The following is a 20,959-nucleotide window of genomic DNA, read 5'->3' on the forward strand; positions in this document are numbered from 1 at the left end:
AGGCTTCCTATATGCTTACGCTCAACGACATCATCAATGTCAGTTTTCGAAAGTCACGGTTCTCCGGGTATAATACTGAGGACGTGGACAACTTCATCGACCAAGTAAAGGAGTCCTACGACGAACTGTTGAAGAAAAATATTGAACTCAAGGAAGAGATGGAGAAGCAGAATGCGGAGAAAGAGCAGCTTCTCAAGAAGTTAGAGGTTTTGGCAGGGAAGATCGAGGATTACCGGCAGGAAGAGGATGAAATAAAAAATGCCCTTGTGAGTGCGCAGAAGTTGGGGGATGCTTCCATCCGAGAAGCGCGCCATAAGGCGGAGATTATTGTGAAGGATGCTACCCTCAAAGCTGGCCATATCGCCAGTACGGCGGAAGAGAGTATTCAAGAGCAAAAGCGCGAGTTGGAGCGCTTGAAAAAAGAAGTTTCGGACTTCCGTGCACAGCTTTTGGAGACCTATAAAAAGCATTTAACCTTGATTGACGCAATTCCGACCTATAAGCCACAGCCGGAACAGGAAATTAAGCCGCAGCCGGTCAAGCAGACAGAGGAGCCGCCGGTGGCAGAAGAACCCACCATGGAGCTTCCAGCGGATTTTCATGTGACTATTGCGAATTTTGACGATGATCCGGACATCTCGCCGCAAGAATCCTTTTCACACGGCGACGATGGCCTGAATATACCGACGGATGTGTTTACGCCGGGCAAATAAAACCAAGGAGAGTAGAGACCAATGGATTATAAAAGCACGCTGAACCTTCCCAAGACCGACTTCCCGATGCAAGCTAGCTTGCCGAAACGGGAGCCGGAAATGCTGAAGACTTGGGAAGAAAAGCATATCTATGAAAAGGTGTTGGAGAAAAACGAGGGAAAACCGCTTTTTGTACTGCATGACGGCCCTCCTTATGCCAACGGCGACATTCATCTGGGGACTGCTTTAAATAAAACGCTCAAAGATATTATTGTCCGTTATCGCAATATGGCAGGTTACAAGGCGCCGTATGTGCCCGGTTGGGATACACATGGTCTGCCTACGGAACTCAAGGCGCGCAAAAAGGCGGGCGTTGAGAACTCCACGACCATTTCCGACGTAGAGCTACGGAAGCTCTGCCGCGAATTTGCCCTCGGGTATCTGGACGACCAGCGCAATGAATTTAAACGCTTGGGCGGCATCGGGGATTGGGCAAATCCATACATTACCCTGACACACGATTTTGAGGCGGAACAGATCAAGATTTTCGCAGAGATGGCGACACAGGGATATATCTATAAGGGGTTAAAGCCGGTCTACTGGTGCCCGGAATGTGAGACTGCCTTGGCAGAGGCTGAGATTGAATACGCCGAAGATCCCTGCAATTCGATTTATGTGAAATTCCGTGTGACAGATGACAAGGGGTTGTTTACAGAAAAAGGGGCAGATCTTTCCAAGACCTATTTTGTGATCTGGACCACGACCACTTGGACATTGCCCGGCAATGTGGCGATTTGCTTGGGACCGGAATTTGAGTATTCTCTGGTCAAATGGGAAGAGGAATATTATGTGATGGCTTCTGCGTTAATGGAAGGCGCGATGAAAGAAGCTGAAAAAACAGATTATGAAGTGATTGCTACGTTTAAGGGCAGCGATCTTGAATATATGAAGGCGCAACATCCATTTTTGGACCGCACCTCTTTGGTCATCTTAGGAGATCATGTCACTCTGGAAAGCGGTACCGGCTGTGTCCATACTGCGCCTGGACATGGCGTAGAAGACTTTGAAGTCTGCCGCGACCATTACCCGGAGCTGCCCGTTGTTGTCCCAGTGGACAGCCATGGAAAACTCACCGAAGAGGCGGGCCAGTTTGCCGGCTTGACCACCGAGGCGGCCAACAAGGTGATCGCCAAGCACTTGCAGGAAACTGGCGCAATGTTTGCGATGGAGCACATCATTCACCAATATCCGCATTGCTGGCGCTGCAAAAATCCGGTTTTGTTCCGGGCTACCGAGCAGTGGTTCTGTTCGGTGGATTCCTTTAAGAAACAGGCGGTTGAAGCCATCAATGAGGTGGAATGGATTCCAGGATGGGGAAAAGACCGCATCACATCCATGGTAATGGATCGCAAGGATTGGTGTATTTCCCGTCAGCGCCGGTGGGGTGTGCCGATTCCGATCTTCTATTGTAAGGAATGCGGCGAGCCGCTGATTGACAAGGACGTTATGCTGCATATTTCAGAGATCTTCCGGGACAAGGGTTCGGATGCATGGTATGCCATGGAAGAAAAGGACCTCCTGCCAGCGGGCGTGAAATGTCAGAAATGTGGCTGTACGGACTTCAAAAAAGAGCATGACATTATGGACGTCTGGTTTGACTCCGGCTCCACACATGCGGCTGTTTTGCAGCAGCGTCCGGAGCTCAAGTGGCCGGCGGACCTTTATTTGGAGGGGGCGGACCAGTACCGCGGTTGGTTCCAATCCTCTTTGTTGACCAGCGTGGCAACGCGCGGGACTGCACCGTATAAAGCGGTTGTCACCCACGGCTGGGTGGTGGACGGCGAAGGCCGTAAAATGAGTAAATCTTTGGGAAATGGTATTCTTCCGCAGGAAATCATCGACCAGTATGGCGCGGATATTCTGCGCCTGTGGGTGGCGTCTTCGGATTATCATGCGGACATTCGCATTTCCAAGGAAATCCTGAAACAACTTTCGGACGCTTATCGGAAGATTCGGAACACAGCGCGCTTTATCCTGGGCAATCTTTCGGACTTTGACCCGGACAAGGATCAGGTAGAGTTGGAACAGTTGCAGCCGCTTGATCGTTGGGCCTTGACAAAGCTGGATGCGTTGTCTGCAAAGTGTAAAGAAGCGTATGATACATATGAATTCCACAATGCCTACCACGCAATTCATAATTTCTGCGTAGTAGACATGTCGAACTTCTATCTGGATGTATTGAAAAATCGTCTCTATGTGGAAAAGCCGGACAGTCAGAGCCGCAGAGCCGCACAGACTGCAATGTATATCATTTTAGATGGTATGACGCGCCTGATTTCGCCCATTTTAGCATACACTTCGGATGAGATTTGGCAGGCTATGCCGCATGACAGCAAAGCAGATCGAGAATGTGTGCTGTTCAATGAGATGCCCCAGGCAACCGGTGTGGATGTGGACAATGCGTTCACCGCTCGTTGGGATCGTATCCATCAGCTGCGCGACGATGTAAAAAAAGCGCTGGAGTTGGCGCGCAAGAATAAAGTGATCGGCGCCTCCCTGGATGCAAAGGTTCAGCTGTTCTGTGAAGGCGAGCTGTATGATTTTGTAAAGTCGGTTGAGGATGAGTTGGCCGAGGTCTTTATTGTCTCTCAGATTGAGGTATCAAACAGCAGCGAGGGCGAATTTACGGGTGAAGAAGTTCCGGAACTTTCGGTCACAGTCAGCCATGCAGAGGGCGAAAAATGTGCCCGTTGTTGGAGTTTCAGCCACACGGTGGGGAGCGATCCTGCACATCTGGATGTGTGTGAACACTGTGCAGAGGCTTTGCGCTGATTCGCTGCGGCGATGTATGGAAGACCCGATACATGGGAGAATACAAGTATGGTTGGAAAGGGCGGGCGGAAGTTCGCCCTTTTTTCATCCGATCCGAAACCGCGCGAAGGCGCAAAGGAGGATTTACATTGGCAATTCTTTCTCAGCCCTGGCGGTCGTGGCTGCTTTGGTGGATCAATTGATTAAGCGTTTAGTTGTGGTACAATTGAAGCCGGTGGGGAGTATGACTGCCATTCCAGGCCTTTTAGATTTTACTTATTTAGAGAATCGTGGTGCAGCATTTGGAATGTTGCAGGATCAGCGTTGGTTTTTTATTGTTACCACAGGTTTCATTACGATTCTATTGATTGCAGGTTTGTTTGTCTATAAAAAGCACAGTGCCTGCTCGATTGCAGCTTCTATCTTGATTATTGGCGGCGGTATTGGGAACCTGATCGACCGTATCTTTTTGGGCTATGTAGTCGATTATATTCATGTGTCATTTTTCCCGCCGATCTTTAATTTTGCAGATTGTTGTGTGACGGTGGGGACCGTTCTTTTGATGATACACATCCTGTTCTTCCTGGAACGGAAGAATGAAAAGCGGTTGGATAGCCATGAATAATCTGGAAATGCGCATGGGGGAGCCGCTTTGCGTTGTAGCGGAGTCTGAGGATGAAGGACTGCGTCTGGACAAATTCCTCTCCATTCGAATGGAGGAACTCACACGTTCAGCAGCGGAACGCCTCGCTGAGCAGGGAAAGGTTTCCTGTGAGGGAAAAATCTTGGGTAAAAAATACCGTCTGCATCGGGGTGATAAAATCGAAGTGATTTTGCCGGAACCGGTCGGATTGGATGTCTTACCGGAAGCGATCCCCTTGGATATTCGATATGAGGATGCCGATCTCTTGGTGGTCAATAAGCCGAAGGGAATGGTGGTACATCCGGCGGCTGGCCATGCAAATGGAACATTGGTCAATGCATTGCTGGCGCATTGTGGAGATTCCCTCTCTGGAATCAATGGGGTGATTCGCCCGGGGATCGTCCATCGCATTGACAAGGATACCAGTGGGTTATTGATCGTCGCCAAGAATGACTTCGCGCATCAACATTTGGCAGAACAGATTAAAGAGCATCACTTTACACGTGTGTATGAAGCGGTAGTCCATGGTAACCTCAAAGAGGATACCGGCACCGTGGATGCACCGATCGGCCGTCATCCCACGGATCGCAAGCGTATGGCGGTTACAGAAAAGAATGCTCGCAATGCCGTGACGCACTTTGAAGTTTTAGCGCGGTATAAGGGATTTACACATGTGCGGCTGAAATTGGAGACAGGGCGTACACATCAGATTCGTGTACACATGGCATACATTGGACATCCGGTGGCGGGTGACCCGGTGTACGGGCCCAAAAAGCCGGTTCCCAATCTTGACGGCCAATGCCTGCATGCGCGGGTCGTCGGCTTTATTCATCCGCGTACGGGAAACTATTTGGAAATCACAAGCGAACTGCCGCCCTATTTTATGACACTATTGGAAAAGTTAAGAAAACAGACCGCAGGGAGTGATGGGACTTGAACTTACAGGGAATCTTACTGGTGAGTGATCTGGATGGGACCTTAATTGGGGAAAACTTTGTAGTTCCCCAGCGCAATTTGGATGCCATTGCGCGTTTCCAGGAAGCGGGCGGGAGTTTTGCCATTGCCACAGGGCGTTCGATACGATCTGGTGCACGTTATGCAGCGCTTACCCATCCCAAAGGCCCTTGTATTTGCCTCAATGGGACGATTTTGTATGATTATCTTCAGGAGAGAATGCTCTGGAATTGTTCTTTGGAGCAGACGAGCGCCGCGGGATATATCCAGACACTGTACGACCAGTTTCCGACTGCGGGAATTGAATACTTTTGTCAGGAAACCATCCACATATTGCGCCGCAATGCCTACGTGACGGAACACCTCAACCATGAGCATGTTTCTTGGCAGGATGGGCCGCCGATGGATCCAACGCAGCCATGGTATAAAGCACTCTTTGCAGACGATGCGGATAAAAAAGATGCCATGGAAGCTTTTACCCACACATTTTTACATCCAGGGGTGCGGTTTGTGTCCTCCTCTGAGAATTATTTAGAGATGTTGCCAGAGCAGGCAAGCAAAGGGAAGGCACTGATGAGAGCGGCTGAATTCGCTGGTTTTTGTATGCAAAATGTCTATGCCATCGGTGATTACTACAACGATGTGGAATTGTTGGACGCTGCTGGTGTGGCGGTTGTGCCGGAAAACGCGCCGGACGACCTAAAGGAACGGGCGGATTTGGTAGTGGGGCACTGCTATCACGGGGCAGTTGCGGATTTGATTGAGGAGATTGAGCGGCAATACGGTTGAATCGGGAAGAGGTGACCCAGAAGTGGAAGAGGAAAAGCGGCAGACACGGGTTTTGATTGCCATAGCGTTGGTGTTTTGTGCGCTTTTGATCGGATACAATGCGTTTTATGTTCCGGATGCTTCTTTAGAAAGCTTTGTAGAAACCGACCAGCTTTCAGGGAATGGCGAGTATTCCATGGAAGCGGAGGAATCTTCTGAGAAAATCCATTTGAATACCGCTTCCCTGGAGGATTTGGATACGTTACAAGGTATTGGGCCGGCTCTGGCACAGCGAATCATCGATTATCGGGAAGAATATGGCGGCTTTTCCCGTGTCGAGGAACTAAAGGAAGTGAAAGGAATCGGAGAGGTTCTTTTTGAGCAGATTCGAGACAGTGTGACAGTGGAGCCGGCTGAATAAAAAGAGGGTGCCCCCAAACTACGAATCTTTGGATTCATAGGAAAGGGGCAATCTCTTTCTGTTTGAAAAAATATCTGGGTTTCTAAAAAACGAGGGTATCCTTAGGCCGTGAAATGGCTTAAGGATACCCTCATTTCCGTTGTAGTTCTTTTGGCTATACTTTTCAAGTTTATTGAAAGAATTCGCAACTTACAAATTTTTGTATGGGATGCGATTCTCATGCTTAGAAAAATTTTAGACTTTAAAAGGGGATACAGTCGCTATCGTCGGTGCAATATTCATCGTCCAGCTCCTTTTCGTGCCTTTCAATATATAAAGCAGACGCTTTTTTTATAGTAGGTAAGGATTTCTGTACGGTATCCATGCAGCGGACCCATTTCCAAATCACCCAACCGCTTACCGCAGTGAGTAGAACCCCTAATGCAGCAGCTGTCATTCCGATTGCACCGAGAATCTTTAAAAACTTATGGTGTTTTTCCAAATCAAACAAGATGAAAACCTCCTCTGCGATCAGTCGCCAAAGCAGATGCCAATATCCCGTCCGGTCTGGATGACGTCGCAGTCCTTTGGAACGGTTTTGAGCTTGCCAGCGACCTCCGACAGCGGCACGGGACAATCTGTCCATTTTGCAATGCGACCATGTTGCCATACTGCTTTTGTACAATCAGCTTTGCCGCTGCAGCGCCGAAACGTGTGGAAAGTACACGGTCATAGGGGCATGGACTGCCGCCGCGCTGAAAATGTCCGGGTACTGTTACACGGATTTCTTGCCCGGTCTTATCGCCAATCTCTTTGGCCAGACGGTAAGAAATCGAGGGGTATGCCATATTTGCGCGTACAGCTTTGAATTCCTTCTTGCTGAGTTTGGCTTCCTCCTTGGACATAACCCCTTCCGCTACAGCAAGAATGGAAAAACGCTTGCCAGATTCATTCCGCTGCCGGATGGTTTTGACCACACTGTCGATGTCGTACGGAATTTCTGGAAGGAGGATGACGTCGGCGCCGCCGGCGATTCCTGCATATAGGGTGAGCCAGCCGACTTTATGACCCATAATCTCCACAATGAATACACGCCCGTGTGAAGTAGCGGTGGTATGGATGCAGTCCAATACGTTTGCGGCAATATTCATGGCGCTGTAAAAGCCAAAGGTCATGTCGGTTCCCCAGACATCGTTGTCGATGGTTTTTGGAAGCGTCACAACATTCAGACCCTCTTCGCTGAGCAGATTGGCAGTCTTATGCGTGCCGTTGCCACCCAAAATGACCAAACAATCCAACTTCATTTTTTTATAGTTGTCTTTCATATTTTTGACCTTATCGCCGCTGTTCTCGTCAATGACGCGCATCAGCTTAAATGGCTGGCGGGAAGTGCCTAAAATTGTGCCGCCGAGCGTCAGGATGCCGGAGAAATTCTCCGGTTTCATGCGCTTGTAATTGCCTTCGATCAAGCCGCGGTAACCGTCGTTAATGCCATAGATTTCCACATTATCGCCAAACTCTTCATACAGCGCTTTTGCAACGCCGCGGATGGAGGCGTTGAGGCCCTGACAGTCTCCGCCGCTCGTCAAAATACCAATTCTTTTCATGAAAGCCACATCCTTTTTTACATCATTTTTTATTACGCCGAAATTCCGAAGGAAAAATGTCTCTGCTGACATTGCAAATCCCAAGAGGAATAGCAGAGTACAAAGATTTTTCCATACCCTCCACAGAAAGAGGGATGCATTTTGTCTCCCGTTCAAGGGAAAAGGCTATCTTATTCTGCCGTACTGCGAATGGGCTTATACGGCTTGGAAGCATCCGGCACCTGCAAGGCCTTCACAGCCTTTTGTGCCATGGCAGAGAATTCTACTTGACAATTGTGGGACGTCTTTCCACGTCGATCAATATGTTCGTAGGTGGTATCGGAACGAAGCATCCGCGCGTTGAGGTTGTCGTTCCACATGGTCTCCAAAATGTCAAAAGCACGTTCTTTTAAATCCTCATCCTCAATGGGGAACACTAGCTCGACACGACGGTCTAAATTGCGGGGCATCCAGTCGGCGCTGCCCATATAAATTTTAGGATTCCCGGCATTTTCGAATTTAAAAATACGGCTGTGCTCTAAGAGCTGCCCCACGATGCTAATCACTGTAATGTTTTCGCTGATGCCCGGAAGCCCTGGCACCAAGCAACAAATCCCGCGCACAATTAGACGAATCGGAACATTGGCCTGGGAAGCCTGATAGAGCAATTCAATCATTTCCGGGTCCACCAGGGAGTTGACCTTGGCGGTAATCCCACAGGGAAGGCCGGCCAAAGAGTTGTCGATCTCTTTTTGAATCATCCGCACGAAGAATTCCCGCAAACCGTGGGGAGCAACTGCAAATTTGTTGTATTCCGGCGGAAGGGAATACCCGGTCAACACATTAAACAGGGAAGAGGCATCCCGCCCGAATGGTTCTTTGCAAGTGAAAACGCCGATGTCCGTGTAGATTTTAGCGGTTGAATCATTATAGTTTCCGGTAGCCATGTGGAGATACCGCCGGATTCCATCTTCGTCTCGGCGTACCACCAGAAGAATTTTGCAGTGTGTCTTTAAACCTGCCAAACCGTAGATGACATGGCAACCGGCTTCTTCCAATTTTTTCGCCCAAAGAATGTTGTTCTCCTCGTCAAAACGCGCTTTGAGCTCAACCAGGACGGTGACCTGTTTGCCATTTTCTGCGGCCCGGATCAATGCGGCAACAATCGGAGAGTGTCCGCTTACGCGGTAAAGCGTCTGTTTGATTGCCAACACATTTTCGTCTTCGGCCGCCTGCCGGACAAAATCCACTACACATTCAAAGCTTTCATAGGGATGATGCACCATGCGGTCCTTGTCACGAATGGCCTCAAACATGTCGTCATAACCCCAGAATGCTGCCGGCGGATAGACCGGTTTAATCGGTTTGAAGCAAAGCTGCTCGCATCCCGGAAGGTTTGCAAATTTTGAAAGGAAGGTCAAATCCAACGGACCGGGGACTTCGTAGATTTCACTCTTTTGGATTTCCAACATTTCGATTAAGAATTCTTTGGTTTCCTTGTCACAGCGCTGGAGCAGCTCCAGGCGCACAGGCTTGCCGCGCTTACGCCGCTTGATCGACTTTTTGATTTCGCTGAGAAGATCTTCCGCCTCCTCGTCGATCTCCAAATCGGAGTTACGGGTGATGCGGAAAGGACAGCTTGCTTGGATTTCGTTGAGTTCAAACAACGATTCCAGCTTATAGGTAATCACATCTTCGAGAAGAACGAACATGCGCCCTTCCGCGCAGGGGATTTCCAAGAAGCGAGAGAGGATGCTTGGAACCTGCACCACTGCAAAATAGGATTCCTCCGATTTTTTGCTTTTTAAGCGGACTGCCAAATTCAGGCTTTTATTTGCCAGGAAGGGAAAGGGACGGCTGCGGTCCACAGCCAGTGGCGTAAGCACAGGAAATAGGACTTTGTCAAAATAATCGGAGATGAAGGCGGTCTGTTTTTCGTTCATCTCGTCCGGCGTTACGAAGAGGATGCCATTCTTCTTGAGTGCAGGGACAATGGACCGATGCAGGCAGGAATACTGCCGCTCGGAGAAACCATAGATTTTTGTATTCAGTTGTGGCAACAGTTTTGCAGGCGTCAGCCCGGAAAAATCGGGCTTGTTATAGCCGGATTCCACCTGCTCTTTCACACCGGCCACACGCACCATGAAAAATTCGTCCAGATTGGAAGCAGTGATCGAGAGAAAGCGGATTCGCTCCATAACTGGATTTTCCTTTTCAAAGGCCTCTTCCAGGACACGGGCATTGAAATCCATCCAGCTCAATTCCCGATTGATAAAGGGAAGCCGCTGCTTATCCATTTTTTCATTTTTTTCGTTCATAAAACCACGCAGCCTTTTTTATAGTATTCACCCCTGCGTAACCAGGGGAAGATCGCTCAGATCATCGTGGACTTGATGGTCAATTCCGGCTTGATACCGAACACTTCCTTGAAGAAGGGGGCCGTCTGCTCAAATGCCCATTTTTCAAGATAGAGGTTTTCGTTGCTTTCTCCTGTAATCAACAGGCGGTCCTTATCCAGGCGCACTTTAATATCGTCGAGTTTTTGTTTCTGCGATTTGTCCAATGCATTTGCCAAGCGGAAAATCGCCACCAACTTGGAAATGACCAGCCTCGTAGATTCCCGAAGCCGAATGAACTCGAGTCCGTCATAATTGGGTACATCGTATTCGTTGTACCGTGCGATATATGCGATGATGCGCATTTCTTCGGCGGTCATTCCATAGAGATCGATATTCTTTAAGAGGTCAAAAGAGCTGGAAAGATGTTCCTTCGCGTTGACATAGTGACCGCAGTCGTGCATAATGGCGGCGAGCTCTAAAAGCAACCTCTTGCGCCGGTCCAGACCGTGCGTTCCTTTCATCTTGTCAAAAATCTTACATGCAAATTTACAGATGTTCTCTGTGTGACGTTCGTTGACATTGTAAATGCGGGCCATCGCCCTGGCACAGGAGAGGGCGTTGATGCGCACATGCTCTGCGTATTCATTTGCACTCTTGGGAATCAGCATTTGTTTCATGAGGGCAAACCAGAGGTCTACCTTTGGTGCAATGATATAATCCGCTTTGACAAACTGCATCAACCGGACATAGATAGCCAACGCCGAATAGAGCAGCTCGGCAACCTCTTCCTCAATGCCGAACCGGTCGCTGATTTTCTCCTTGGAAAGGGAACGGACCTCCTTGAACAGGTTTTTGATCTGTTTTGCTTTGATGATATACCGGCCATTTTCGGGTTCAATTCCGCAGATTTTGGCGATCAATTCGATCTCATTGCCGGTGAGCACCAAGCTTTCGAACCCCCCCTCCGGTTGGGGGAGGCGGATGCGTCCGATGATAGAATCCAGATATTCTTCAACTACGACGTAAAATGAGTCGGTTTCCTCCTGGATGCTTCCGAGCATGTCGTGAAGCTTTAACGCCCCCATAGGGACGTTCTGCGAAAAGACCATGTTCTGGCCGTCGAAGACGGACAGCCCAATGGTGCCCGCACCGATGTAAGAGATCAGCGCATTGCCAATCTTTTGCGGAGCCATCGTTCGCAGGCTGGCGAGAATTTCCGAATAGATCAGTGTCTTTTCCTGACCATCCTCTAAAATCTCAACCGTCATATCGTTTTGAATCTTCAGTTGATCCAAAACGTAGGCACTGTTTTTTGCCTCTCGCAGGGCTGTAGTAGCGACCACTTTATATTGATCTGTACCGTATTCTGCCATGATTTCGCTGTATCCCTGCAAAATACTGGAAAGCTCACGCAAGCTTTCAAAACTGATTTTTCCTCCGGTAAAGACTTCATGGCCCAGACAGAGGGGATACTGCAGGCGGTCAAGGCTGATGATCTCTCCTTTTCGGAGCTGGCAAATCCGCATTTTCAACAGATTGGAACCAATGTCGATCACAGCGGCAATTTTTCCGCCCTTCTTTTTGTTCATTTGTACACCACCTACTCATAGTTTCAAACATAGGAATATGCCATTCCGATGGAGAAGGATTGAACAGGAATGACGCCGTGGTATGCATAGAAGTTTCCGGCGTCTTGCTATGGTAATATGAAAAACTTATCGGTAATTTATAGTTAATTATACCAAATATTTGTCTGTTCAGCAATATAGGATTCCAAGTTTCTTCGCAAAGATCGGCCTCTTTAGACAAGATTTTTAAAGAAATGCGGGATAGAAAATCCATTTTCTCCTGATTTTGGGAATGCTTTATGGTATAATGGATGCAAATGGAATGAAGGAGCGAGTAATTTGCATTTTGGAAATAAGATTTTAAAATATCAAGATGAGATTTTTGCTGATTTGGCCCGTTTGATTGCGGTTCCTTCCGTGCGTGGGGAAGCGGAACCTGGAAAGCCTTTTGGAACTGCGCCGGCGCAGGCACTTTCAGTGCATTTTAGAGATTGCGGAGAAATTGGGATTTCCGACTCGGAATGTCGGAAACTATGCTGGCCACGCAGAGTACGGAGAGGGCGAGGAGATCGCGGCAGTACTCTCCCATGTGGATGTAGTTCCGGCGGGCGATGGATGGGATACCGATCCCTTTACAATGACTAAGATCGGCAATCAGTACTTTGGCCGCGGTGTGGCGGATGATAAAGGGGCTGCTGTAGTATCCCTGTACTGCTTGAAGGTTTTACAGGATGAACAGGTAGTGACAAAGCGCCGTATCCGTACGATCTTTGGCGCCGGCGAGGAGACCGGGAGCGACGATCTGGAGCGCTATTTTGAGAAGGAACCTATGCCGGTGATGGGATTTACGCCGGATTCAGAATATGGAGTTTGTAACCGGAAAAGGGCATTTTGCGCATGAATTTTTCTGCACCGAACGACTCGACGGTGTTAAAGAGTTTTACTGCCGGAACGGTGGTCAATGCGGTACCGGCCGGTGCATGTGCGGAAGTAGCGTGTACACGGGACGACCGGGAACGTTTGCGCGCTGCAATCGGGATTGTAGAGGGACGTTTTACAATGGAAGAGACGGATGAAGGGGCGCGTATTACTTCGGCAGGGACTGCTTCTCATGCGATGCAGCCACAAGAAGGGTTTAATGCCGCTACCCATTTGCTGGCATTGCTCTTTGAAGTGTTTACGCAGGAACAATTGGGCACTCTTCCGGCCTTCTTACAGAAACATATTGGGGTCGAATTGGATGGCTCGTCCATGGGGATTCAACAGCAGGATGCAGAATCCGGTCCCTTGACGCTGAATCTAGGGCTTGTGCATGCGGATGCGTCTTTGTGTACGGCTGCAATCGATATTCGTTATCCCGTGACAACGGATGGCGCTGCTCTGATTGAGACCATTCAAAAAACGGCACGCGCTGAGGATGTGTTCTCAGAAGAAGGCGGGCATATGAAACCGCTGTTTCTTCCGGAGGACCGTCCGTTTATTGCACTTTTACAAAATGCATATAAAGCATTTATGGGCGAACCTGCACCGCTTTATTCCACAGGCGGCGGGACCTATGCACGCGAACTTGGAGGGAAAGGCGTCGCCTTCGGCCCCTTTTCCCGGATGAGCCGGACCGCCGGCTCCACAATACGAATGAAAACATTGACATCGACCGGTTTATGTTGCATGCACAGATCTGTTTAGAAGCAATGTACCACATGGCGGTGGATGACTGAAGGCCAAAGGGAGGCTTTTGATGGAACCCTATCGGATAGTAACCTTTGAAGAAATTTGGAAAAGTGAAGAAGTCAACGCTTATATCCAAAATGGAAACCAGAATCTCGGCGTCATTGGCTTTACAGAGCATGGTTTGGCCCATGCAAAGCGCAGTTCCGATGTAGCGAGGCAAATCTTGCAAAGCCTTGGTTACGATGACCGAACCTGTGAATTGGCGGCGATTGCCGGTTATATGCACGACATCGGCAATGTGGTCAATCGTTCCGATCACGCACAGAGCGGCGCCTTGATGGCGTTTACTATTTTAAACAAAATGCAGATGCATCCAGCGGAGATCGCCTTGGTAGTGGCTGCAATCGGCAATCACGATGAGGGGACGGCCTCCGCGGTGAATCCTATTGCGGCAGCGCTGATTCTCTCAGATAAAAGCGATGTACGGCGTTCGCGTGTACGTGACAAAGAGACCGTAGCTGCGGACATACATGACCGCGTCAATTATGCGGTAGAGAGATCTGAACTTGAAATCCATCTGGAAAATCGTACGGTGGTATTGAATATTGTCATTGATACAACCATCTGCCCCGTGATGGAGTACTTCGAAATTTTCCTGACACGTATGGTGCTCTGCCGAAAAGCGGCACAATTCTTGGATCTACAGTTTGAACTGATGATTAACGATACGCGCTTGCTATAAAGAGCGCATTCTTGTTAAATTCTGGAGAGGGTGTCCCAAAACTACGAATTTTTCGATTCATAGGAAAGGGGCGTCCTCTTTCTGTCTGGAAAAATATTTGAGTTTCTAAAAAACGGGGGTATCCTTGTTGCGCGGGAGGAAGGAGGGAAGAAACAATGCCCTATGAAATCCGCATATCGGTCAAGAAATTGGCGGAGTTTTTGTTGCAGAGCGGAAGCCTGGATAACCGCTTTGGTGGAGTTGACCGCGCCAGCGAAGGGGCGCGCATCCATCGCCGCTTGCAAAAAGAGGGTGGAGAGTCCTATCAGGCAGAGGTCTTTTTGTCCCAGCAGACGGAACGCAATGGCTTTCTTTACCGGGTGGAAGGACGTGCGGATGGGGTTATTACAAGTGCTGGAGGGATGACCATAGATGAGATTAAAACAACGGCGGCGCCGTTCTCCATGCTCACCGAGGACTTTAACCATGCCCATTGGGGCCAAGCCATGTGCTATGCTCATTTTTATTGCAAGCAGCAAGGGATAACACAAATTTCGGTTCAACTTACCTACTTTCAGGTGGATACAGAAGAAATTCGCCGGTTCCGGCGGTTATATACCGCTGAAGAGTTGGAAACGTTTTACCTACATTTGTTGGATCAATACGAGAAATGGGCGGTGATTCAGAGGGATTGGGGACGGATGCGCGATGCAACCATTCGTGCAATGCCGTTCCCTTTTGCTGAATACCGCTCTGGCCAACGAAAGCTGGCGGCTGCGGTTTATCGCACCATTGTGGCAAAGGGACGGCTTTTTTGTCAAGCTCCCACAGGGATTGGCAAAACGATTTCAACATTATTTCCAGCGGTGAAAGCGATGGGGGAGGGAAAAGCCGAGCGTATCTTTTATCTGACAGCGAAGACTGTCACTCGGAAAGCGGCCGAAGATGCGTTCTGCCAAATGCGTGAAAAGGGCCTGCATCTCAAAACCATCACCTTGACGGCAAAGGATTCCATTTGCTTTTTGGAAGAGCGAAATTGCAATCCGGACGCATGCCCCTACGCGGCTGGATACTATGATCGCATCAAACAAGCATTGTACGAATTGGTCCATGATGTCGAAGCGGTGTCCAGACAAGCAGTAGAGGACTGCGCAAAAAAATACTGCGTCTGTCCCTTTGAGCTCTCCTTGGATGCGGCTCTTTGGTGCGACGCGATTGTCGGCGATTACAACTATCTGTTTGATCCGGTGGTATATCTAAAACGTTTCTTTGGAGAATCCCCGGGGAATACGTTTTTTTAGTGGATGAAGCACATAACCTGGTGGACCGTGCACGTGCAATGTATTCTGCAACTCTGTATAAAACGGCAGTTTTACAAGGAAGAAGACGATCGGTAAAGAACAGCGCAGGCTGTACCGAGCACTCAGTTTGGTAAATGCAGAGATACTCACTTTAAGAAAGACTTGTGGAGAACAATCAACTTATACGCAGACGGAATTGCCTCAGGAGCTTTTGCATGCCCTAAATGGATTTGTTGGTTGTTGGGAGGAGTGGGCGGAGGAACACCGTTCGGTCCGGATAGACCCGCAACTTTTGCAACTTTATTTTGATATACGGTTTTTTCTACGGATTGCAGATCTCTATGATGACCATTTTGTCACCTATGTGACTGTAAACCGGCGAGAAGTGGTTGTCAAACTTCTCTGCTTATATCCATCCCTTTTGCTGGACAAAGCGATGCAACGTGGGCGTTCGTCCATCCTGTTCTCTGCGACGCTTTCCCCTTTGGACTATTTTACTGCCATCTTGGGCGGCAACGAGGCGACAAAAAAGTATGCGCTACCCTCACCTTTTGATTCCACCAATCTGGGCCTTTTTGTTGCCGATTGGGTCAGTACCAAGTACCGGGATCGGGAGCGAAGTCTACGACCTGTAGCAGAATTATTAAAAGCCCTGTTGCAGGGGAAAGGGGAAATTATTTGGCCTATTTTCCCTCCTATTCCTATATGAATGAGGTTTACCGCGTTTTTCGGGAGCTTTATCCGCAGGTAGACACCTTGCTCCAGACTTCTGGAATGACTGAGGAGGCAAGGGGAGAATTCTTGGAGCAGTTTGATGTGGCCCGCCCGCAAACTTTGCTGGGGTTCTGTGTATTGGGCGGAATTTATGCGGAAGGAATAGACCTGCGCGGAGAGCGGTTGATTGGTACGGCAATTGTCGGGGTGGGGTTGCCCCAAGTAAACGCAGAGCAAGAAATCTTGCGCACTTACTATGACCGGATAAATGGTGCAGGATTTCCCTTTGCCTATCAATATCCGGGGATGAATAAAGTCCTACAGGCAGCCGGCCGTGTCATCCGCAGTGAACAGGACCGCGGGATAGTTCTGCTGATCGACAGCCGTTTTTCAACTGCATCCTACCGCGAACTGTTCCCACTGCACTGGCAACATGCCCGTACGGTCCGATCGGTAAAAGAATTGGAACAGGTTGTAACCACATTCTGGCAGAGTTAAAATTTGAGAATCTTCCTACAGAAAGTTGCAATCTCTCCCTGCTTTTACTATAATATTACTGTTATTGTGGTTTTAAAGGGAAATGATGAAAGAGGTAGAACATGAAAGCAGTAGGGTTTGACAACGACAAGTATTTGCAGACACAATCGCAGCACATTTCGGAGCGCATTTCTATGTTTGATAACAAGCTGTACCTGGAAATGGGAGGGAAATTGTTTGATGACTTTCACGCTTCGCGTGTACTTCCTGGTTTTCAGCCGGACAGTAAGATGAAAATGCTTTTACATCTTTCCGATCAGGTGGAAATCATTATTGTCATCAATGCAGCAGATATTGAAAAAAGCAAAATGCGTGGAGACATCGGAATCACTTATGATGCAGATGTACTGCGCCTCATCGATGCATTTCGGGATATTGGCTTGTATGTGGGCAGCGTGGTGATCGCGCAATACGCGGGGCAGGCTGTGGCAGATGCATTTAAAAACCACCTGGAAAAGCTGGGAGTAAAGGTGTATTTGCATTATCCGATTGAAGGGTATCCTTCAAATATCGCTTACATAGTCAGCGATGAAGGCTTTGGAAAAAATGAGTATGTGGAAACCACGCGTCCGCTGGTGGTTGTGACTGCGCCGGGGCCGGGCAGCGGTAAAATGGCCACCTGCCTTTCTCAGCTTTACCATGAATATAAACATGGAATCAAAGCTGGATATGCAAAGTTCGAGACATTTCCCATTTGGAATCTTCCGCTGAAACATCCGGTGAATTTGGCGTACGAGGCGGCAACAGCAGATCTCAATGATGTCAACATGATCGATCGCATTCCATTTGGAGGCATACGGTCAGACAACGGTCAATTATAACCGCGATGTGGAAGTGTTTCCGGTTTTAAATGCGATCTTAGAAAAGATTGCCGGGAGCAGCCCTTACAAGTCGCCGACGGATATGGGCGTCAATATGGTTGGGAATTGTATCTTTGACGATGAAGTTTGTCGGGAAGCATCCAAGCAGGAGATCATCCGCCGTTACTATCACGCTATGTGCGATCAGAGGCAAGGCCGTCTCTCTGAGGATGTGGTTTACAAACTGGAACTTGTAATGAATCAGGCGGGGGTCACTGTGGAGGATCGTCGGGTAGTGCGCCCTGCGTTGGAGCGTGCGGAACAAACCGGCATGCCTGCTGCGGCAATCGAACTGGAGAATGGGGAGATTATCACGGGAAAGACCTCCTCCCTGTTGGGCGCTTCTGCCGCGGTTTTGTTGAATGCGCTTAAACACCTAGGGGGGCTCAGCCACGCGATGCCGCTAATTTCTCCCATTGTGATTGAGCCTATCCAGAATTTAAAAACGAGACATTTGGGTAACCAAAACCCTCGCCTTCATACGGATGAAATCTTAGTTGCGCTTTCCATCTGTGCGGCTACGAATCCGGCCGCAGAGTTGGCTCTCCGTCAGTTGCCGAAGCTGCGTGGATGCGAGGCGCATTCGTCGGTCATCCTTTCCCAGGTCGATGAGACAACATTCCGGAAACTCGGTGTAAATCTGACCTGTGAGCCAAAATATCAAACCAAAAAGCTCTATCATAAATAATCACAGAGAAGAGGAAGGTTATGCAGATTGTTGTGATTGATGGACAGGGCGGTGGAATCGGGAAGAACCTGGTAGAGCGCCTTCGTGCAGAGTTGCCGGAGACACAGATTGTTGCAGTTGGTGCGAACTCTATTGCAACCTCTGCTATGCTTAAGGCGGGGGCGAATGTCGGCGCTACAGGGGAAAATGCGGTGCAGTACAATGTACGTACAGCCGATGTGGTTGCGGGACCCATTGGCATTCTGGTAGCGAATGCGATGTGGGGAGAGATCACCCCGGCAATGGCGGCGGCGGTTTCAGCTAGCCCAGCGCAGAAGGTGCTGATTCCTGTGGAACAATGTCGGGTGCATGTGGCAGGAGTCGTTGAAAAGGCATTATCCCGATACATTGAAGATGCAGTAGAGGTGATTCGTTCTTATCAGTCAACCCCCGCCGGTTAGTCTCAGAGGCTGAAGAAGCCCTATAGGGGCCTACTACCGCATCGCAAGACGCACAGAACTCGATTTCGATTGCATCACAGTTGTAAACAGGCAATCATCGTTTTAACGGAACCTCCGATCATCGAAAGATTGTTGTTAGCAGTTTGCTTCTCTTGATACGAAAGCTTTTTATGTGGCGCTTCCCACCCGCGCTGCCGGGGAGCTTAACGAATAAAAACCCGCTGGCATGCCAGCGGGTTTTCTTACATATTGAATTCATTCCCATGAACATCGACCCATTGAATCCGTTAAATCTTGGAATAACCATAGCTGTTGACAATGGCGTCGATCTTGCGCTTTTGTTGACAGTCCGGGCAATCTTTAAACGAGTATGTCTGATAGTTCGGCACATCCTCAGGCGTAAAAATCGTGTCAATGTGTACGCCACCCATCTCGGTGATCGCGCTGAAGATAGCGGAAATGCCAACGACATTGCCCCCGTAATATTTGATACACTCCAAAGAGCGATTGATGGTTTTGCCGGTAGTTGCCGATGCCACCAAAAGCAGGATGTTCTTCTGCCAGATCATCTGCTGAATATTGTCGCGGAAGATCATCTGTCCGTTGGTATTGAACTCCGGAGTGATGATGCTGATGTCGCTTTTGTCATTCATGGACATAATGCCGGATTTAGAGAGGTAATGTGCCAGGAAAGCGGCGATGACCTCGCAACCATCCATACAGACAATGGTATCGATCATGGTATTATTCTCATATTTCATCGCCATAGTTGCTGCAGCCTCATAGGCCATTGCGTGGCGGTGTTTAATGCTGGTCATATCGATATAATAGTTGATGTGCGAGTGATTTGTGGCAAAATGCCCTGGGATTACTTTAATCGAGATCTTACTATTTTTGGGGATTTGATTTTAATCGCTCTGCTTTCCATAATTGCCTCCATTCTCCATTGCTGGAATCAATTTCAAGCCGCAGCCATCCGAAAGCCGGCCAATGCAGGCTGTTCATTTGCGTTGTTTGGATGTGTTACAAATACGAATTGCTGTGGATTTATCTATACTATACCATTTATTTATAAAAAACGCAATATATTTGAAAAATATATACAGAACATACAAATTTCCGTAACAATTTTTCCGCAATGCCTTGTATCGATCCTGATTTTTCGTTATATTAGTAAACAATGGATGGAATGCTATCTTGGAGGTGCACAGTGGAACTTTCGTTTGAATTATTATGGGAAAAATTCCTTGTTTGGCTCGAAGGAATATTGCCAAATGTCGTTGGCGCGATATTGATCTTTGTAGTTGGATGGTGGCTGAGCAATGTGATCATCCGCCTGATGAAGCGCGCAATGCTGCGTGTTCGAACAGAGGTTGGTATTATCACGTTTATTTGTTCTTTGGCAAATGCGGCGATAAAAATCATCATCAGTATCACCGCCTTGGCGCAACTGGGAGTGGAAGTTGGGTCCATCATAGCTGCCATCGGTGCGGCAGGTGTGACCGTAGGACTTGCACTTAAAGAAAATATGGCGAACGTTGCCAGCGGTGCGCAGATCATTTTTACAAAGCCTTTTACGGTTGGAGATTATTTACTACTGGACAATGTAGAGGGCGTTGTGGAACGGATTGAAATCATGTTTACCACCCTTCGGACCTTTGATAATAAAGAAATTGTCATTCCAAATTCCAAAGTTACGGTCAGTACCATTACAAATTATACGGCGATGAAAACGCGCCGCCTGGATTTGCACTACTCGATTAGTTATAACGATGACCTTGCAAAAGTAAAGGCGGTCCTGGGAGAACTGGTCGAAAAAAATCCGCTGGTAGAAAAGACGCCGGAACCATTGGTCGCTGTAGAAGAACATAAAGATAGCTGTATTCAGATGCTGGTGCGCGTATGGTGCAAGACCGATGATTACTGGCCACTGTATTATCAGATGCAGGAGGAAGTTAAGCTTGCTTTTGACCGTGCCGGTATTCATATTCCATTTCCGCAGATGGATGTGCATGTAGACCGGCCGGTTGACAAACTACAGAAATCTGTTTAAAATAAAGCACAGGATATAGGTGCTCCTTTGCGTAAAGGGGGCTGAAAAAGGGAAGCGGGTGTGATTCCCGCGCAAGTCCGTTGCTGTGAATACCGAGCACATTCCAAAATACCACTGGGAAACTGGGAAGGGGGAGTGTTGCGCAGACGTATGAGCCAGAATACCTGCCTATCGTCCTTCATGCGACTCCACGGTACTGGAGCGCGCGTGGCT

19 protein-coding genes, 2 pseudogenes and 1 riboswitch are annotated in these 20,959 nt (G+C 48.6%); of the genes and pseudogenes, 16 read left to right on the forward strand and 5 right to left on the reverse strand.

What is annotated here, in order from left to right; all coding sequences use genetic code 11:
- Positions 1 to 11: 11 nt before the first annotated feature.
- From ACGCCZ_RS07520 to ACGCCZ_RS07545, 6 genes are read left to right on the forward strand one after another with little or no spacing between them, the layout of a single operon-like run.
- A complete protein-coding gene (locus ACGCCZ_RS07520) occupies positions 12 to 713 on the forward strand; it encodes a DivIVA domain-containing protein (RefSeq protein ID WP_082402065.1) in 702 nt (233 codons plus the stop codon).
- 21 nt (positions 714 to 734) lie between these two features.
- On the forward strand, positions 735 to 3,524 hold the full coding sequence (gene ileS, locus ACGCCZ_RS07525) for an isoleucine--tRNA ligase (protein WP_411655703.1): 2,790 nt from the start codon (positions 735 to 737) through the stop codon (positions 3,522 to 3,524).
- 52 nt (positions 3,525 to 3,576) lie between these two features.
- Complete coding sequence (gene lspA, locus ACGCCZ_RS07530; protein WP_411655704.1) at positions 3,577 to 4,128, forward strand: signal peptidase II; 552 nt, start codon at positions 3,577 to 3,579, stop codon at positions 4,126 to 4,128.
- Positions 4,121 to 5,083 (forward strand): RluA family pseudouridine synthase, encoded by a 963-nt coding sequence (locus ACGCCZ_RS07535; RefSeq protein ID WP_411655705.1) that lies wholly within the window; start codon positions 4,121 to 4,123, stop codon positions 5,081 to 5,083. Before lspA ends, ACGCCZ_RS07535 begins: the two co-directional genes overlap by 8 nt.
- The gene (locus ACGCCZ_RS07540; RefSeq protein ID WP_054323068.1) at positions 5,080 to 5,889 is read left to right on the forward strand and encodes a Cof-type HAD-IIB family hydrolase; all 810 of its coding nucleotides are present in this window, start codon (positions 5,080 to 5,082) and stop codon (positions 5,887 to 5,889) included. The genes ACGCCZ_RS07535 and ACGCCZ_RS07540 overlap by 4 nt, the downstream gene beginning before the upstream one ends.
- A gap of 22 nt (positions 5,890 to 5,911) precedes the next feature.
- Positions 5,912 to 6,289 carry a ComEA family DNA-binding protein gene (locus ACGCCZ_RS07545; RefSeq protein WP_152918281.1) on the forward strand — a complete coding sequence of 126 codons (378 nt, stop codon included), beginning with the start codon at positions 5,912 to 5,914 and terminating at the stop codon, positions 6,287 to 6,289.
- A gap of 241 nt (positions 6,290 to 6,530) precedes the next feature.
- Here the strand turns inward: ACGCCZ_RS07545 and ACGCCZ_RS07550 are convergent, their stop codons facing one another.
- From ACGCCZ_RS07550 to ACGCCZ_RS07565, 4 genes and pseudogenes are all read right to left on the reverse strand, one after another.
- Positions 6,531 to 6,779 (reverse strand): hypothetical protein, encoded by a 249-nt coding sequence (locus tag ACGCCZ_RS07550; RefSeq protein ID WP_054323066.1) that lies wholly within the window; start codon positions 6,777 to 6,779, stop codon positions 6,531 to 6,533.
- Positions 6,780 to 6,799: 20 nt separating this feature from the next.
- Positions 6,800 to 7,875, reverse strand: a pseudogene (locus ACGCCZ_RS07555) (6-phosphofructokinase).
- Positions 7,876 to 8,045: 170 nt separating this feature from the next.
- Positions 8,046 to 10,172, reverse strand: a complete 2,127-nt coding sequence (locus ACGCCZ_RS07560; RefSeq protein ID WP_242967264.1) for an RNA degradosome polyphosphate kinase — start codon at positions 10,170 to 10,172, stop codon at positions 8,046 to 8,048.
- Positions 10,173 to 10,228: 56 nt separating this feature from the next.
- Positions 10,229 to 11,782, reverse strand: coding sequence for an HD domain-containing protein (locus ACGCCZ_RS07565; RefSeq protein ID WP_085532331.1), 1,554 nt, complete (start codon positions 11,780 to 11,782; stop codon positions 10,229 to 10,231).
- A 427-nt stretch (positions 11,783 to 12,209) separates the two neighbouring features.
- On the opposite strand from ACGCCZ_RS07565, the gene ACGCCZ_RS07570 reads away from it, so the two are divergent.
- The 8 genes and pseudogenes from ACGCCZ_RS07570 (at position 12,210) to ACGCCZ_RS07605 (ending at position 18,693) form a co-directional block, all read left to right on the forward strand.
- Positions 12,210 to 12,662, forward strand: coding sequence for a M20/M25/M40 family metallo-hydrolase (locus ACGCCZ_RS07570; RefSeq protein ID WP_411655706.1), 453 nt, complete (start codon positions 12,210 to 12,212; stop codon positions 12,660 to 12,662).
- A complete protein-coding gene (locus ACGCCZ_RS07575) occupies positions 12,659 to 13,447 on the forward strand; it encodes a peptidase dimerization domain-containing protein (RefSeq protein ID WP_411655707.1) in 789 nt (262 codons plus the stop codon). The genes ACGCCZ_RS07570 and ACGCCZ_RS07575 overlap by 4 nt, the downstream gene beginning before the upstream one ends.
- A 52-nt stretch (positions 13,448 to 13,499) precedes the next feature.
- Entirely contained in the window at positions 13,500 to 14,174 is a 675-nt protein-coding gene (locus ACGCCZ_RS07580; protein WP_054323064.1) for an HD domain-containing protein, read from the forward strand.
- A 155-nt stretch (positions 14,175 to 14,329) separates the two neighbouring features.
- Positions 14,330 to 15,454: a PD-(D/E)XK nuclease family protein gene (locus tag ACGCCZ_RS07585; RefSeq protein WP_411655708.1), complete on the forward strand. Its 1,125-nt coding sequence runs from the start codon at positions 14,330 to 14,332 to the stop codon at positions 15,452 to 15,454.
- 127 nt (positions 15,455 to 15,581) lie between these two features.
- Positions 15,582 to 16,163, forward strand: coding sequence for a hypothetical protein (locus tag ACGCCZ_RS07590; RefSeq protein ID WP_411655709.1), 582 nt, complete (start codon positions 15,582 to 15,584; stop codon positions 16,161 to 16,163).
- Positions 16,160 to 16,666: a helicase C-terminal domain-containing protein gene (locus ACGCCZ_RS07595; RefSeq protein ID WP_411655710.1), complete on the forward strand. Its 507-nt coding sequence runs from the start codon at positions 16,160 to 16,162 to the stop codon at positions 16,664 to 16,666. Before ACGCCZ_RS07590 ends, ACGCCZ_RS07595 begins: the two co-directional genes overlap by 4 nt.
- A gap of 101 nt (positions 16,667 to 16,767) precedes the next feature.
- Positions 16,768 to 18,253 (forward strand): annotated as a pseudogene (locus ACGCCZ_RS07600) (DUF1846 domain-containing protein).
- A 20-nt stretch (positions 18,254 to 18,273) separates the two neighbouring features.
- Positions 18,274 to 18,693: a DUF3842 family protein gene (locus tag ACGCCZ_RS07605; protein ID WP_054323062.1), complete on the forward strand. Its 420-nt coding sequence runs from the start codon at positions 18,274 to 18,276 to the stop codon at positions 18,691 to 18,693.
- Positions 18,694 to 18,980: 287 nt separating this feature from the next.
- Here ACGCCZ_RS07605 and ACGCCZ_RS07610 read toward each other — a convergent pair whose 3' ends face one another.
- Positions 18,981 to 19,511, reverse strand: coding sequence for a phosphoribosyltransferase (locus ACGCCZ_RS07610; RefSeq protein ID WP_411655711.1), 531 nt, complete (start codon positions 19,509 to 19,511; stop codon positions 18,981 to 18,983).
- Between ACGCCZ_RS07610 and ACGCCZ_RS07615 the strand changes: the two genes are divergently transcribed.
- Both ACGCCZ_RS07615 and ACGCCZ_RS07620 read left to right on the forward strand, forming a co-directional pair.
- Positions 19,488 to 19,988 carry a hypothetical protein gene (locus ACGCCZ_RS07615; protein ID WP_411655712.1) on the forward strand — a complete coding sequence of 167 codons (501 nt, stop codon included), beginning with the start codon at positions 19,488 to 19,490 and terminating at the stop codon, positions 19,986 to 19,988. The two genes, ACGCCZ_RS07610 and ACGCCZ_RS07615, sit on opposite strands and share 24 nt — an antisense overlap.
- A complete protein-coding gene (locus ACGCCZ_RS07620) occupies positions 19,961 to 20,746 on the forward strand; it encodes a mechanosensitive ion channel family protein (RefSeq protein WP_411655713.1) in 786 nt (261 codons plus the stop codon). Before ACGCCZ_RS07615 ends, ACGCCZ_RS07620 begins: the two co-directional genes overlap by 28 nt.
- Positions 20,747 to 20,932, forward strand: a riboswitch (cobalamin riboswitch).
- Positions 20,933 to 20,959: the final 27 nt, after the last annotated feature.

It is taken from the genome of Anaeromassilibacillus sp. SJQ-1 (genome assembly GCF_046693725.1).
Classification (GTDB): domain Bacteria; phylum Bacillota; class Clostridia; order Oscillospirales; family Acutalibacteraceae; genus Anaeromassilibacillus.

Bases quoted from the DNA above. Each gene is read 5' to 3' on its own strand.
- ACGCCZ_RS07610 (WP_411655711.1), bottom strand. From the start codon at position 19,511: ATGACCAGCATTAAACACCGCCACGCAATGGCCTATGAGGCTGCAGCA.
- ACGCCZ_RS07565 (WP_085532331.1), bottom strand. From the start codon at position 11,782: ATGAACAAAAAGAAGGGCGGAAAAATTGCCGCTGTGATCGACATTGGT.
- ACGCCZ_RS07580 (WP_054323064.1), top strand. From the start codon at position 13,500: ATGGAACCCTATCGGATAGTAACCTTTGAAGAAATTTGGAAAAGTGAA.
- ACGCCZ_RS07595 (WP_411655710.1), top strand. From the start codon at position 16,160: ATGAATGAGGTTTACCGCGTTTTTCGGGAGCTTTATCCGCAGGTAGAC.
- ACGCCZ_RS07605 (WP_054323062.1), top strand. From the start codon at position 18,274: ATGCAGATTGTTGTGATTGATGGACAGGGCGGTGGAATCGGGAAGAAC.
- ACGCCZ_RS07575 (WP_411655707.1), top strand. From the start codon at position 12,659: ATGAATTTTTCTGCACCGAACGACTCGACGGTGTTAAAGAGTTTTACT.
- ACGCCZ_RS07535 (WP_411655705.1), top strand. From the start codon at position 4,121: ATGAATAATCTGGAAATGCGCATGGGGGAGCCGCTTTGCGTTGTAGCG.
- ACGCCZ_RS07560 (WP_242967264.1), bottom strand. From the start codon at position 10,172: ATGAACGAAAAAAATGAAAAAATGGATAAGCAGCGGCTTCCCTTTATC.
- ileS (WP_411655703.1), top strand. From the start codon at position 735: ATGGATTATAAAAGCACGCTGAACCTTCCCAAGACCGACTTCCCGATG.
- ACGCCZ_RS07585 (WP_411655708.1), top strand. From the start codon at position 14,330: ATGCCCTATGAAATCCGCATATCGGTCAAGAAATTGGCGGAGTTTTTG.
- ACGCCZ_RS07520 (WP_082402065.1), top strand. From the start codon at position 12: ATGCTTACGCTCAACGACATCATCAATGTCAGTTTTCGAAAGTCACGG.